The sequence below is a fragment of the Loktanella sp. D2R18 genome (genome assembly GCF_003318235.1).
Lineage (GTDB): Bacteria > Pseudomonadota > Alphaproteobacteria > Rhodobacterales > Rhodobacteraceae > Yoonia.
Window position 1 is genome coordinate 58780 of sequence record NZ_QOCG01000019.1, and the last position, 14515, is coordinate 73294.

A 14515-nucleotide genomic window follows, 5' to 3' on the forward strand; every position below is an offset into this window, starting at 1 on the left:
CGCCAATTTCCAAGGATGAAAGTGCGCAGGCACCTTCATGCCTCCGTCACCGTAAGGAACTAAAAATGTCTTTCCACAGCGTCCCGCGCCCACAGCCGAGCACCGCACCGAAATTGCCCACATATGATGCCGAAGTACTGACCCAAGATGGCGATCTCGCCAATATCGTCCTGCGCGATCAGACCTATACGCTTCGCATCACGCGCGCCGGAAAACTGATTCTCACAAAATGACCGCGGCATTTCGCAATCCCGGCGGCGCGGCTGTCGGCCAATTGGCTGACCAATCGCCGCTTGCGCGCTATGTCGTTCTATATTTCCGGATGTGGTGTGATGGCCCCGAAGGGCAAACCGCCGTCTGGAAGGATCTTGCCTCTGGTTTAGGCGAGGCACAAGCGCGGTCAACCTTGGAAATTCTCGAAAGCCTGTTCGACTTTTGTGCGCGCCACCGCCGACGCCCACTGATGCGCCACGCCGTGGATTGCCGCTGTCTTGGTGCGGATGAAGCCTGTTTTGCGCATTTTGTGACAACAGCGACCGAGGGCGACCGTCAAGACGCGATGTTGATCGCAACGCTTTTGGTACGCACCGATGTCGCCCCTATCATCACCCCAATCGCGGCAGATTTGGGATGTGCGTTAACACGCATGATGAAACGACACCGACCGCCGCTTCATCACTGCGAACCAATCACCGCAACGCTCCACTAAACCCGTCGCCGCGCCAACGGTTGCCCGTGACCTTGAAATTCCACGCGGGCAATCACCTTGGTCAGCGGTTCATAGACTGTAACCATGGGCGTGGCGCTCGCATGCAGCATAGTATCCGCATCAACCATCATACCCACATGACCTTTCCAAAACACGATATCTCCGCGCATCAGGTCTCCCTGCACATCCGTCCCGATCACATCGCGCTGCAAATCGCTATCGCCGGGGCAAGCGATGCCGCAAGCTGTCAGGCTGGCAGAAATCAACCCTGAACAATCGATGCCGCGTGTTGAATCCCCGCCCCAAAGATAAGGCACGCCAAAATGAAGCTGCGCGACATTGATCGGATCCTGAAAGGGGCGATCCACATTGCGCAGATGTTTCTTTGATACGAACCCAACGGTCGTCTCATAAAATTCGCGCCGTTCATCCACGACAGTTACACGCGCCCCAAAGGGCAATGACAGCAGCGGTTCTGATCGAAAATCATCCGCTGTATATGTGTGGGTCGCCATTGTGCTAACAAAATGTGTGGTATCTTGATGACGCGCAAGATGCGTCGAAAGCACATATCCAACATACCCATTGGCAAGTTGTACAAACGACCACCCCTCGCGGTCTTCTAATACAGTGACAATCGCGCCAAGCAGAACCTGCCGATCCCGGGGCCCACCGGGTGCCCGGCGCAAGTCCGTCACCGGGCGACACACCATCATCGGCACACCGACGACATAGCTATCCGCCTTAACCGTGCCCGCCAAATCCAACGCCGCGACCCGGCCATTGGCGGCCAAAAGCCTGCGGTCGGTCATAAGTCTAGCAGCGCTGGCAATGCGGCAAGCACGGCGCGCGCGCCCATCCCGACGCCGCCTTTTGGCCGTGCAGGTGACGCAGAGGGTTGCCACCCGTAGATATCAAAATGGATGTAAGGGCTTGTTGTGAAGCGGCGCAAAAACAATGCGGCTGTGATGCTGCCGGCCATCCCACCTTTGGGCGCGTTATCAAGATCAGCGACCCCCGGCTCGATCATCGGCTCATAGGGGCTATGAAATGGCATGCGCCATACCGGGTCAGCAACATTCATCGCCGCATCCGCTAGGGCCGCGGCATAGCTATCGTTATCGGTATAGAACGGTGAAATATCCGGGCCGACAGCCACGCGCGCAGCGCCTGTCAATGTCGCCATCGAAATCACCAGCGCAGGCCGATCTTCGTCGGCATAGGTCAGGGCATCCGCCAGTACCAACCGCCCTTCGGCATCAGTATTATTGACCTCGACGGTCAGCCCTTTACGGGATGTCAGGATATCTTGCGGGCGGAATGCGTCACCATCAATGCTGTTTTCCACCGCTGGGATGAGCACACGCAAACGGATCGGCAGGCCCAACCCCATAATCATATGCGCAAGGCCCAAGACAGTGGCAGCGCCGCCCATATCCTTTTTCATCAGCCCCATCGAGCCACCGGGTTTGATATTCAGCCCGCCAGTGTCAAAGCAAACACCTTTGCCCACAAGCGTCAGCTGCGGGCCGGCATCCCCCCAACGCATGTCCAGCAGACGCGGCGCGCGCGATGATGCGCGACCAACCGTGTGGATCATTGGGAACCCGTCCGCGTGCAAATCATCGCCAGTAGAGACGGCGATCTTTGCGCCATACTCGCCCGCCAATGCACGCGCGGCATCCTCGAGTTCTTGCGGACCCATATCGGATGCGGGCGTGTTGATAAGATCACGGGTGAGTGCCTCGCCATTGGCAGTGATTGCAACTTTTTCAGCATCGATCCCAGCGGGTGCGACCAGCTGCGCGGTCGTCGCGTTGGCGGTCGCGTAGCGATCAAACTTATACTGTGACAAAAGCCATCCGAGAGCCGCCTCTTCCAGTGCAGGCCCTTCGAGACCATTGGTAATCTCATAGACGCCAGCAGGCAATTTAGCTGCCGCTGCGCCCATATGAAACCGGCCGCGCGCGCGGCTTTCGACGGTGCCATAACCTACCAAGACCTGCGCAATGCTGCCATCCGTCGCTGGCAGGGTCAGGACCTGTCCCAATCCGGCAGTAAACCCTTGCGCTGCCGCCCACGCGCGGCCCGCATCGTCAAGCGCCGCCAATGCACAATCAAACCCCGGCTTATCGACCACCGTAATAGGAATTGCTCGGGCGGTTTCGGGGGCGAAGGTCAACAGCATGGGGTGCATCCAATAGGGTCAATTGAAACACTAGATTACCCCGCCACGACGGCACCGCAAGTGGCACCGCTTAGGTTTGACGAAAATTCCACAGCTCGTTGCCTGCCGCATCAAAGCTGCGTTCCAGCCGCGCCAATGTCGCCGCAAGCGCGGTGAGGTCAGCTTGACGTAGACAGGTTTGCACATGATCCGCCGTGATTGCGATTTCTGTCAGACCAATTTGTTCCGCGATCAAGCGAATCTTACGGCAGGGTTTTAGCATCATCGCAAGATTTTGCGATGCCAACCCTTTTTGCAGCACATCCAAACGCAGCGCGAGATCTTCAAGCACACGACACACGATTGCCTCTGCTTCACTTTCGCTTTTGGTGGCAAAAAGACGTTGCAACGGGACCGCATTGAGTTGCGGCAGATCAGGACAGCGAAGCGTGATCACGTCAATATCAGCATCTACAGTTGGTACCAGCGTTTGATGTATATTTTTCATAGGCGCATTATGCGCGCTGAAAGTTTTCGGAATGTTTACGCACGGCAGAAAAAGCGCTCGAATTTCTGCTCAATTCGATTTAGTTTGGCTAAAATCATGACGGAGCCCAAAATGAAATACGCCCGCCCTCTGCCCTCTTATATGGTCACCCGCTACCATGGTTGGAAAGCAACGACCCATGCCGAAAACAAAAGCTGGTATCGTCGTCTTGCCGACGAAGGTCAGCGCCCACGGGCAATGATCATTTCATGTTGCGACAGCCGGGTGCATGTCACGTCTATTTTTGGCGCGGACCAAGGCGAATTTTTCATTCACCGCAACATCGCAAATCTGGTGCCGCCCTATAACCCCGACGGCGAAAACCACGGGACGTCAGCAGCGGTAGAATATGCGGTCAACGCGTTGAAAGTCTCGCATTTGGTGGTTTTGGGTCATTCTAGCTGCGGCGGTGTCGCGGGCTGCTATGACATGTGTTCGGGCAACGCGCCTGAGCTCGAAGAAAAGACTAGCTTCGTCGGGCGCTGGATGGAAATTCTGCGCCCCGGCTTTGACGCGTTGCCCGAAGGGGACGACGAATCCCGCAAAAGTGCGCTGGAAAAAATTTCTGTCACGGTATCGCTGAACAACCTCATGACGTTTCCATTTGTACAAAAAGCCGTCGAAGAAGGCACATTGTCACTGCACGGTCTTTGGAATGACATCGGCGAAGGCACCCTCGAATCTTATGATCCAGACGTGGACGGGTTCGTGACGATCTAAGCCCCCCAGTCAGCCGATTGCATTTCGCGCAAACGGCTGGCGGTGCGTTCAAATTCGAACGTCCCTTCGCCTTCGAGATACAGCAATTCAGGCGCGGCGGCGGCTGAACAAATCAACTGCACCTTCGCCTCGTAAAGCGCGTCAATTAGGGTGACAAAGCGTTTCGCCTCATTGAAATTGCTGCGCGACAATGCTGGAATATCTTCAAGGATCAGTACGCGCACGGCCTCTGCCAGCGCAAGGTAATCTGCGGCGCCCAAAAAGCGCCCGCAGAGATCATAGAATTTAGCGCGTGCCACACCGTTGTGATAACCCGGCAAGTCGACTTCGCGACCTTTGACGTGCAGCACCAATGGTTCTGATTTGCCATTGCTCAGATGATCCCAAATTTCGGCAATCGCGGCCTGCGCAGCGGCATCATTGGGAGAAAAATAGCTTTGCTTTCCAGCCAAGCGATCCTGCCGATAGTCTGTGTCGCTGATCAGCTCATGCACCACCATGCGGTCCTTGATCAAAGCGATGAAGGGTGTGAAAAGCTGGCGGTTCAAACCGTTCTTATAGAGGTCATCTGGTGGGCGGTTGGATGTGGTCACAACCACAACCCCTGCTGCGAAAAGCGCTTCGAACAAGCGCCCAACAATCATCGCGTCGGTGATGTCGGTGATTTGCATTTCGTCGAAGGCCAAAAACCGCACATCATCCACCAGTTTCGCGGCAACGGGCGCAATTGCATCATCCACGCCGCGTTTGCGGGCTTCGGTCATTTCGGCATGCACCCATTGCATAAAGGCGTGGAAATGATCGCGCCGTTTGGGGGCATCAACCTGATCATATAGCAAATCCATCAACATGGATTTCCCGCGTCCTACACCGCCCCACATATACAACCCCGACACAGGTGGCGGGGCTTTGCGAAACAACCCACGCTTTGCTGGCGGGGTCGCAAGCGCTAGGCGTACGCGCTCTAACCCGGGTAGAACGGTTAGCTGCGCATCGTCAGACGTTAAGGTCCCCGCAGCAACGGCGGCATGATATACATCTTGAATTGTCATATCGGTCAGATACCCCGCGACTGCGGCGATGGAAAGCGTGTCGATACAATTGAATATTTGACAAAACCGCGACAAGCACGCGAACTGCACCAATGGAACATAAATCCCCCCTTATCACCCCGGTCTTGATTGCCGGCTGCCTTATCATCATGACCGGATTCGCGATCCGTGCATCATTTGGGGTCTTCCAAATCCCAATCGCGGATGAATTTGGCTGGGTCCGCGCCGATTTCAGTCTCGCCATTGCGATCCAAAACTTGGCTTGGGGGATTGGGCAACCGATATTTGGGGCAGTCGCAGAAAAGATCGGCGACCGCAAAGCGATCATTATGGGGGCCTTGTTCTATGCCGCCGGGCTACTGCTATCGGCGGGCGCGACCACGCCAGAGGCACATCAGTTTTATGAAATCTTGGTCGGTTTTGGAATTGCGGGCACCGGGTTTGGGGTGATCCTTGCCGTTGTCGGGCGCGCGGCATCGGCTGAGAACAGATCGATGGCGCTGGCCATTGCAACGGCGGCTGGGTCTGCGGGTCAGGTCTTTGGCGCGCCACTGGCCGAATATCTGTTGGGCTTCATGACCTGGCAATCCACGTTTGTGGCCTTTGCAGGCATGATTATGGCGACCCTCTTGGTCCTACCTATGATGCGCAGCCCTGCACGGGCTTCAAAGGCAGAGCTTGAAGAAAGCATGGGCACGATCCTGATCCGCGCGTTCAAGGACCCGTCCTATACGCTGATCTTTTTGGGGTTCTTTTCATGCGGCTATCAGCTCGCATTTGTGACGGCGCATTTCCCGGCGCTTGTGACAGAAATGTGCGGGCCATTAGACCAAGGTGGGCTGCTTGCCGGGCTTGGGATTACGACAACCAGTCGGCTTGGCGCGGTCGCGATTTCATTGATTGGGCTGGCCAATATCGGGGGCACCTTATTGGCCGGATGGGCTGGCAATCGATATTCTAAGAAATATTTGCTTGCAGGTATTTATACAGGGCGGACTATTATCGCCGCTTTGTTTATTCTGTTACCAATTACACCGCTATCGGTGGTGTTGTTTTCTGTCGGAATGGGGAGCCTGTGGCTCGCGACTGTGCCGCTCACTTCGGGGCTCGTCGCGCACCTTTATGGGATTCGCTACATGGGCACGCTCTACGGCATTGTGTTCTTTTCTCATCAGCTTGGATCGTTTTTGGGGGTATGGCTCGGCGGTAAGCTGTACGATATCTATGGGACATACACACATGTCTGGTGGGTCGGGGTGGCGATTGGCGCATTCAGCGCGATCGTGCATTTACCGATCAAAGAAAATTGCCCCGCACCGGCCCCAGCTTAGATTTTCATGGCTTTCACAATCGCCTGCAAAAGCTGCGGGCAATGTGTATAAGGCATCGCGTGGTCAGCGCCCGCGACAACCTCTTGGTGGACGGCGCGGTGCCATTGCGCCAACACGCCCAGCGCCTGAATTGGGATCACTTGGTCATGTTCTGCCCAAATGGCGATTGTAGGCACATCAACACGTCCAAGGCGACGATGATCCTTTTCCTGCGCCTCGGACAACATACCGCGACGGCTTGAAAGAACAGCAGGTAAATATCCACGGCGCCGCAATTCAAGGCGCTGTGCGGCATAGACCTTGCCTGCCATTGAACTTGGTCCGACCTTTGGAATCGCCTTTGCTGCACGGCGGCGCGCAAACACTCCATGCACCCAATCGCCCAGCACTGGCGTCTTGCGACAAAATTCAGAAAATTTGCTTTCTTCGGTCACGACGCCTGCTGTAGCGACAAGAATTAGTTGCTTTATGAAGTGCGGGTTATCGGCCGAAAACGCCGTCGCAATCGCGCCACCCATCGAATAGCCGACAAGCGTGATATCTTCCGAGAGACGGTGATAAGCAAGCAATTCGGTCAGCTGCCGCAAGAAAAACGCCCGATTTTGTCGCCCAGATACTGTGTCAGACAGCCCGCGCCCGTAAAGATCATATACTAAGACCCGGTACCCCATTTCGCCCAAGCCATCTGCAAGCCCATCAATAGACGCCGAAGATGTTGATATCCCATGCACAATCACCGCTACCGGACCGCGCACGGGACCCACCCAGCGGTAATGCGTTGAACCTTGTGACAAAGGTGCGAGATCACCGGTCGTCTGTCCGCGATCCCATTCGCTGACTGGTTTACGCATGCGCTCAAACAGCAATGGCAAGGCAGCCAAAACCACAAATGCCCCAAGAATCCAGTAATACCACATGATCTTTCGTCCCGTTATTTAGCAGGGACCGAGCCCCGCGTCTGCCATGCAGCCAGTATGTAGCGGCTTGTCATAAGATCAAGATGCGCCCCACCACCGTTTTTGAACAGCGTAATCTCAGCGTCATCGACGCGTTTAAACTGGCTTAGCGCATAATAGTCGGCCACAACATCCTTTTGCGCAATTGCCCCTGTTTCCAGCGGAATCTTGAGTTCTCCGATGTGGCCCAATGTGGTGTCAAAACTATCCACAAAGATCCGTGATCGTTGGAGCGCGAGATCATCGGCCTCGCGCATATCAGGCCGATATGCCCCAATAAGATCAATATGTTGCCCTGGTCGTAGCCATTCGCCCTTGATCAGAGGATCGGTCGACATCGTGGCAGAAGTCACAATGTCAGCGGCGTTCACCGCCTCGGCGAGATTTTGCGCAACTTTAACCTCTGGATGTGTCTTTTGAAACGATTCAGCCCCCGCAGGCGATCTGTTCCACACTGTGAATGAAGCATCCGGAAAGGCAGCAGAGTAAGCAGAAAACAAGCTGTGCCCGACCGTGCCCGCACCCACAATGAGGATATTCTTACTATCGGGTCGCGCCAAACGCCGTGCCGCAAGCAAGCTATCGCCCGCAGTTTTCCATTTGGTCACAAGATGGAAATCGACAATGGCTTCTAACGATCCGTCATCCCCCGAAAACAGGTTCACAGCACCGCCAACCATCGGTTTGCCCACCGTACGGTTGCCCGGAAAAATCGTGGCGCATTTCACCGCAAGCCCCATGCCCGCAATCCAAGCAGACCTGTTCAACAGCGTATTATCACCCTCGTAAAGAAACACATCCGCGACATCCGCTTTGGCTAAATCATGCCCGGCGGCCAATGCGTCGGTAAGCGCGATCCAGTCTAGCTGCGCCTCGCCCTCAGTAAATGGGATCATAACGGTCATTGTGCGGCCCCCGCGGTCAAAAGTGTCTCAGCAACCAAACGGTCCGCCCAGCCCTGCGCGCCGGAAAACAAATGCGTTTGCCATCCGCGTGCTGCTGCCGTGTCGATGTTTTCGGCACGATCATCAACAAACAACAAAGCCTCAGGCGCGATACCGCAATCCTGTTCGACCATTTCATAAATCCGGTGGCCCGGCTTCACCTCTTGCATGTGGCCCGAAATATAGCGGCGGTCGAATTCTTTCAGGAACGGATAGACGGGTTCTGCAATGTCAAAAGGCTGAATACCAAAGTTAGACAGGGCAAACACCGGCACCCCTGCTGCACGCAATGCCCGCAGCAAACGCACAGAATGATCAATCGCGGGTGTGGCCATTTCGGCCCAATTATCGTGCCACATCCGCACTTCTGCGGCCCAACCGGGGTTGTCGTCCGCCGCGGCATAGATTGTGTCACGAAAATTATGACCACGGTCGACCAGATCATTGATCCCGTGCAAATCAATCTCTGCAAACATCGCCTTGCGGCGTTCAGCGCCGATGATACGGTCATAAAACCGCTCTGGCTGCCATTCAATCAGCACGTTTCCAATGTCAAAAATGACGGCCTGAATTTTTGCCATACCGGCCCCCAAAATTTCTTGTTGCGGATAGTCTAGCAGCCGGAGGATGGGTGTAAATGCTATCGCGCTGCTTGGCGTACCATCCGTTCCAATGCGTCTAAAAAACGGGCGCGATCCGCTTTGCCAAAGGGTTTTCCGCCACCCTGCCGAAACGGGTCAGCGGCGCGCATATCTGCCATTAGATCACGGGTCGCGAGCACATTACCGATATTGGCCGTCGTCAGCGGTTCGCCATTGTGTTTCAGCACAAGCGCCCCGTTTTCGATACAACGCGCGGCCAACGGAATATCCCCTGTGATCACCACATCGCCCTTGGTGGCGCGATCCGCGATCCACATATCCGCGATATCAGGCCCATCCGGTACGACAACGGTCTCAACAAACGGATTCGCCGATGGTCTAATCCCCCCGTTTGAGACGACAAACATCTTCAGTTTATGACGGGTGCCCACCCTTTCGACCTCTGCCTTGACCGGGCATGCATCCGCGTCAACATAGATCATGCGTAAAGCGCCTCTGCATGGAATGCGACATGATCTTCCATGAAGGTTGCGATAAAGAAATAGGAATGATCATAGCCCTTTTGCAGGCGGATCGTGCCTTCTTGCGATTTCGCAGCCATCGCTTGCGCGAGCGCTGGCGTGCCAAGCAAATGCGTGAACTGATCATCCGTGCCCGTATCGATCAGAACCGGACCGTCAAAGCCATCGGCCTGCATCAAAACGCTGGCGTCATGCGGGCCCCACTTGGCCTCATCTGCGCCCCAATAAGCCGTGAACTGTTTGCGGCCCCATTCGCTGGCCAACGGGTTGCAGATCGGCGCAAAAGCCGACACCGACCGAAACCGTCCCGGCAATGCCATCGCCATGGTCAATGCACCATGCCCACCCATCGAATGACCACAAATGGATTGGCGATCCATATCCAACGCAAAGCGTTCTGCCACCAGCGCGGGCAGTTCCTCGGCAACATAAGTCCACATTTTGAAATGCTTGTCCCAAGGGTGCTCGGTCGCATCAATATAAAACCCAGCTCCCTGCCCTAGATCATAGGCTTCATCATCCGGGACATCCGCACCACGCGGGGATGTATCCGGAAAAATCAGTGCAATCCCTTGTTCAGCCGCCCATGCCTGCGCACCAGCCTTGGTCATCGCATTCTCATGGGTGCAGGTCAGGCCCGACAAAAACCACAAAACAGGCACGGGGCCATGCGCGGCTTCTTCGGGCAAAAACACCCCAAAGGTCATATCGCAATTGCAGCTTGTCGATGCGTGTGAATAGACCCCTTGGGTCCCGCCATAGCAGCGATTTTCAGAAATTGTTTTCATCGTGGCCTCCTGTCAGTTGCACAACGGCTAGCGCAGGATCAAATGCTTGTCACCCACGCAATCACCAGCGAAACAGTGACCACGCTGGCAACCGTAGAAATCAAGATTGTTGCCGACACGCGGGCCGGGGCGACGCCGTAGTGCTGGGCGAGAATATACACATTCCCTGCGACCGGCAAAGACGCCGCCGCGATCATGACCCCCGCCGCATAGGGGGCGATATCGAAAACAAATAGTGCAGCAATGGCGACGGCCAGCGGGTGCAAGATCAGCTTGCAAAAGCTTAACCACCCCGCGACAGCAACACGCTCTGCCGATTTTGAGGCAAGTGACGCGCCAATCACAAACAATGCCCCAGGTGTCGCCGCGGCGCCAAGTAAACTCAGGAAATCGTTGATCGGCCCCGGAACCGAGAGGTGAGTTGCCGACGTAAGAACCCCGAATGAAATTGACACGATCATTGGGTTTTTCAGCAAACCCCGCCCCACGGTCCCCAAGACACGCGGTGACATCCGCCCATCCCGCGCACCGGTGATCAAGATGACAATCAAGCTACCAAATACGATCAAATCGACGATCAACACCATCATCACCGGCCCAATTGCGGCATCTCCAAGCAGCAAAACCAGCATTGGAACACCCAGATAGCCGACATTGCCAACAGCCGCGCATTGGGCCTCAACTGCGGCTTCAGTCATCGGGACGCCCCGGCGTAACGCGGCAAATGTGGCAATCAGATAGACCACCATTGTCGCGCAAAGATAAGCAAGGACGAAAGGCCAGTCCAACACATCATCCAGCGCCAAGTTCGCGGAAAACCGGAACAGCATCGCCGATAGGGCGAAATAGAACACAAATTTCGACAGATAGGCATTGGCCTCAGCCGGAAAGAACCCAGTTCGGGCCGCCCCATAGCCAACAGCAATCAACATGAAAAACGGCGAGGTCTGCAGAAAAATATCTATCATCTGCGATTATTCAAACGTGCCCACCGCACGGCCCAACAGCATAAACGCACGCGCGCTGCGTGTTTCGGCAAGGATAAGCAAGGCGTCATCGCTGATTTCAGGCAAAAATTGTGCGAGCATTTTGTCGAAGTAGCGCAAGAAATGCAGCATCGAATCGCGAAAAATCGTGTCGTCTTTCTTGCGGTGCATCACGGCAGCAAGTGCTGCGGGATCGGCGACACCGCCCAAGCCCGCAATCGCGGCCCCGCGCGTGCCCGCCGCAAATTTACGCCATAACTCTGCGCTGGCTGTCGTGACCTTGAGATCATCCATATAGATGCCGTCTTGCGACAAAAGCGTCAGCACATCTTGGCTTGCTTGCACCAATTGCCGGGCTTGCGGATCACGCAGCGCCGCACGCAGGGCCGCGAAACCTTCGGCATCGTCTTCGGTATTGGGAAAGTTCAAGGCACGGATCAGATCGATTGGGTCCAAAGCACTGGCAGACGCCGGGGCCACAGATACGGCGGCTGGTTTGGATTCTGGCGCGGCCTGGGGTTTTTGTACAGGTTTTGTATCAACGGGCCGTTGGGGCGCAGGCTGGCTCGCGCGGGTTTGCCGCAGCGCATCAAGTGCGGACTGCATGCGAAACGCGTCGTCACGCAACTTACGGTGCGCGCGAAGTCCCGCTGCAACCAATAAGGCGACTGCAACAGGCAAACATGTAACAACAATCAATGCCACAAACCGCAGGCTATCAAACCCCGCGTCCGTTACAATTAGCGGCGGTACCAGCAAAAAAAGCACCCCGAGCAAGACAAGCCACCCAACCGCGAACCCCACGGCAACGCGTGAAACTGGGTCTGGATCGGTGATCAAAGGGCGCGCCATACGACGATTGCCCTCTATTTGAACGTGATCGACAGGATTTCGTAGCTGCGCACGCCACCGGGGGTACGCACTTCGACGCTGTCGCCTTCTTCTTTGCCGATCAAGGCACGTGACAGGGGCGACTGCATGTTCAGCTTGCCGTTTTCGATATCGGCTTCGTATTCGCCAACAATCTGATAGGTTTTTTCTTCATCGGTCTCTTCATCAACCAATGCGACGCTCGCGCCGAATTTAATCGTGCCGGTCAGCTTGGCCACGTCAATTACATCGGCCAGTGAAATTACGCCTTCCAATTCCTTGACGCGCCCTTCGATAAAGGACTGCTTTTCCTTCGCGGAATGATATTCGGCGTTCTCGGACAGATCACCATGTTCGCGTGCTTCGGCAATGGCGCGAATGATGGCTGGGCGTTCAACAGTCTTTAGATGCTTCAATTCGGCATCCAGCTTGTCAAAACCTGCGCGTGTAAGTGGGATCTTGTCCATAATGCCTTTGCTCCGGGGTAAAAAAGTGTCAATCGGACGTTCATAGCCTAAGTGGGGTAAGCAAAGTCAAGGGTCTTGGCGCGCTACCGTGTCGCGGTCAAACGCTTTGACGTCGTGTATTGATTGCCCCACAATCCTGCATCAGGTAACGCTTAGGGCAAGCAATTTAAAGGGGGCACCGCCCCGATAGACGAAGGATACCCAGATGGCCGAGACGACACGCGAAACGATGGAATATGACGTAGTAATCGTTGGCGCAGGACCAGCCGGGCTGTCAGCGGCGATCCGCCTGAAACAGCTTGATGCTGATCTTGAGGTCGTCGTGCTTGAAAAAGGGTCCGAAGTTGGCGCGCATATTCTCTCAGGCGCGGTGCTTGACCCATCTGGCTTGGACGCGTTGATTCCCGATTGGAAAGAAAAAGGCGCGCCGTTGAACGTGCCCGTTGAAAAAGACAATTTCTATATGATGGGTGAAGCAGGCCAAATTCGCCTGCCTAATATGGCCATGCCACCGCTGATGAACAACCATGGCAATTATATTGTGTCTATGGGCAACGTGTGCCGCTGGATGGCTGAACAAGCCGAAGAGCTTGGGGTTGAGATTTTTCCCGGCATGGCCTGTTCCGAACTGGTCTTTGGCGAAAACGGCGAAGTCAAAGGTGTGGTCGCGGGCGAATTCGGCAAAGCAGCAGACGGGTCAGAAGGCCCTGGCTATGAACCTGGCATGGAACTGCACGGCAAATACGTGTTCCTATCTGAGGGCGTGCGCGGATCGCTGTCCAAGCAAGTCATCGCCAAATACAATCTGACCGATGGGCATGATGTCCAAAAATACGGTCTCGGCATGAAAGAAATTTGGGAAATCGACCCTGCCAAGCACAAGCAAGGCACCGTGACCCACACAATGGGCTGGCCTTTGGGCGGCAACGCGGGCGGCGGGTCATTCATCTACCACCTTGAGAACAATCAAGTATATATCGGGTTCGTGGTCCACCTGAACTATAAAAACCCACATATGTTCCCCTATATGGAATTCCAACGGTTCAAGCATCACCCGATGGTCGCGGATTTGCTCGAAGGCGGCAAACGCGTCGCATACGGCGCGCGTGCAATCACCGAAGGCGGCTATCAGTCTATGCCAAAACTGACCTTCCCCGGCGGCGCACTGCTGGGCTGTTCAGCGGGTATGGTCAACGTACCGCGGATCAAAGGCAACCATAACGCCATGCTGTCAGGCATCGCCGCCGCCGAAGCTGCGGTCGCCGCGATCAAAGAAGATCGCCAAAGCGATGAGCTGACCGATTATGAAACAGCAGTGCGCGAAGGGGACATCGGCGCAGACCTGAAAAAAGTACGGAACGTGAAACCGCTTTGGTCACGATTTGGACTACTCGCTTCATTGACGGTCGGCGCGATGGACATGTGGACCAACACATTTGGGTTCTCGCTACTTGGCACGCTCAAGCACGGAAAATCTGATGCAGAGGCGACAGAGGACGCCAGCAAGCACAAGGTCATCGACTATCCGAAACCAGACGGAAAGCTGTCGTTTGATCGTCTGACCAACGTGTCGTTCAGCTTTACCAACCACGAAGAAAGCCAGCCCGCACATTTGCAGCTGACCGACCCATCCGTGCCGGTTGATGTGAACCTCGCCAAATACGCTGGCCCATCCGCGCGGTACTGCCCGGCTGGCGTCTACGAATTCATTCACGAAGAAGGCAAAGACACACAGTTTGTGATAAACTTCCAAAACTGTGTGCACTGCAAAACCTGCGACATCAAAGACCCAAGCCAGAATATCACCTGGACGGTCCCACAAGGCGGTGACGGGCCGAATTACCCAAATATGTAA

17 protein-coding genes are annotated in these 14515 nt (G+C 55.4%); 5 read left to right on the plus strand and 12 right to left on the minus strand.

Annotation, left to right across the window (positions count from 1 at the left end; all coding sequences use genetic code 11):
- Positions 1 to 65 precede the first annotated feature (65 nt).
- The gene (gene hemP, locus DS901_RS10605; protein ID WP_113776916.1) at positions 66 to 233 is read left to right on the plus strand and encodes a hemin uptake protein HemP; all 168 of its coding nucleotides are present in this window, start codon (positions 66 to 68) and stop codon (positions 231 to 233) included.
- Positions 230 to 709 (plus strand): hypothetical protein, encoded by a 480-nt coding sequence (locus DS901_RS10610; RefSeq protein ID WP_113776917.1) that lies wholly within the window; start codon positions 230 to 232, stop codon positions 707 to 709. The genes hemP and DS901_RS10610 overlap by 4 nt, the downstream gene beginning before the upstream one ends.
- On the opposite strand, the gene DS901_RS10615 is transcribed toward DS901_RS10610, so the two are convergent.
- The 3 genes from DS901_RS10615 to DS901_RS10625 form a co-directional block, all read right to left on the minus strand.
- Positions 706 to 1521, minus strand: coding sequence for a C40 family peptidase (locus DS901_RS10615; protein ID WP_113776918.1), 816 nt, complete (start codon positions 1519 to 1521; stop codon positions 706 to 708). The two genes, DS901_RS10610 and DS901_RS10615, sit on opposite strands and share 4 nt — an antisense overlap.
- On the minus strand, positions 1518 to 2897 hold the full coding sequence (locus tag DS901_RS10620) for a leucyl aminopeptidase family protein (RefSeq protein ID WP_113777026.1): 1380 nt from the start codon (positions 2895 to 2897) through the stop codon (positions 1518 to 1520). Before DS901_RS10620 ends, DS901_RS10615 begins: the two co-directional genes overlap by 4 nt.
- Before the next feature lie 70 nt (positions 2898 to 2967).
- Positions 2968 to 3384, minus strand: a complete 417-nt coding sequence (locus DS901_RS10625; protein ID WP_113776919.1) for a hypothetical protein — start codon at positions 3382 to 3384, stop codon at positions 2968 to 2970.
- A 111-nt stretch (positions 3385 to 3495) separates the two neighbouring features.
- On the opposite strand from DS901_RS10625, the gene DS901_RS10630 reads away from it, so the two are divergent.
- Positions 3496 to 4143, plus strand: a complete 648-nt coding sequence (locus DS901_RS10630) for a carbonic anhydrase (protein WP_113777027.1) — start codon at positions 3496 to 3498, stop codon at positions 4141 to 4143.
- Here the strand turns inward: DS901_RS10630 and zapE are convergent.
- Positions 4140 to 5195 carry a cell division protein ZapE gene (zapE, locus tag DS901_RS10635; RefSeq protein WP_113777028.1) on the minus strand — a complete coding sequence of 352 codons (1056 nt, stop codon included), beginning with the start codon at positions 5193 to 5195 and terminating at the stop codon, positions 4140 to 4142. The genes DS901_RS10630 and zapE overlap by 4 nt on opposite strands.
- Before the next feature lie 92 nt (positions 5196 to 5287).
- Between zapE and DS901_RS10640 the strand changes: the two genes are divergently transcribed.
- Positions 5288 to 6526 (plus strand): MFS transporter, encoded by a 1239-nt coding sequence (locus DS901_RS10640; protein ID WP_113776920.1) that lies wholly within the window; start codon positions 5288 to 5290, stop codon positions 6524 to 6526.
- On the opposite strand, the gene DS901_RS10645 is transcribed toward DS901_RS10640, so the two are convergent.
- From DS901_RS10645 to greA, 8 genes are read right to left on the minus strand one after another with little or no spacing between them, the layout of a single operon-like run.
- On the minus strand, positions 6523 to 7443 hold the full coding sequence (locus tag DS901_RS10645) for an alpha/beta fold hydrolase (protein ID WP_113776921.1): 921 nt from the start codon (positions 7441 to 7443) through the stop codon (positions 6523 to 6525). The two genes, DS901_RS10640 and DS901_RS10645, sit on opposite strands and share 4 nt — an antisense overlap.
- A gap of 14 nt (positions 7444 to 7457) precedes the next feature.
- Entirely contained in the window at positions 7458 to 8387 is a 930-nt protein-coding gene (locus tag DS901_RS10650) for an ornithine cyclodeaminase family protein (protein WP_113776922.1), read from the minus strand.
- Positions 8384 to 9007, minus strand: coding sequence for an HAD family hydrolase (locus DS901_RS10655; protein ID WP_113776923.1), 624 nt, complete (start codon positions 9005 to 9007; stop codon positions 8384 to 8386). Before DS901_RS10655 ends, DS901_RS10650 begins: the two co-directional genes overlap by 4 nt.
- 59 nt (positions 9008 to 9066) lie before the next feature.
- Positions 9067 to 9510, minus strand: a complete 444-nt coding sequence (locus tag DS901_RS10660; protein WP_113776924.1) for a YaiI/YqxD family protein — start codon at positions 9508 to 9510, stop codon at positions 9067 to 9069.
- Entirely contained in the window at positions 9507 to 10337 is an 831-nt protein-coding gene (fghA, locus tag DS901_RS10665) for an S-formylglutathione hydrolase (RefSeq protein WP_113776925.1), read from the minus strand. The genes DS901_RS10660 and fghA overlap by 4 nt, the downstream gene beginning before the upstream one ends.
- 38 nt (positions 10338 to 10375) lie before the next feature.
- Positions 10376 to 11305, minus strand: coding sequence for an AEC family transporter (locus DS901_RS10670; protein ID WP_113776926.1), 930 nt, complete (start codon positions 11303 to 11305; stop codon positions 10376 to 10378).
- 6 nt (positions 11306 to 11311) lie between these two features.
- On the minus strand, positions 11312 to 12175 hold the full coding sequence (locus tag DS901_RS10675; RefSeq protein WP_113776927.1) for a hypothetical protein: 864 nt from the start codon (positions 12173 to 12175) through the stop codon (positions 11312 to 11314).
- Between the two features lie 14 nt (positions 12176 to 12189).
- Positions 12190 to 12660 (minus strand): transcription elongation factor GreA, encoded by a 471-nt coding sequence (greA, locus tag DS901_RS10680; RefSeq protein ID WP_113776928.1) that lies wholly within the window; start codon positions 12658 to 12660, stop codon positions 12190 to 12192.
- A 205-nt stretch (positions 12661 to 12865) separates the two neighbouring features.
- Here greA and DS901_RS10685 point away from each other — a divergent pair, with 205 nt between their 5' ends.
- Positions 12866 to 14515, plus strand: coding sequence for an electron transfer flavoprotein-ubiquinone oxidoreductase (locus DS901_RS10685; protein WP_113776929.1), 1650 nt, complete (start codon positions 12866 to 12868; stop codon positions 14513 to 14515).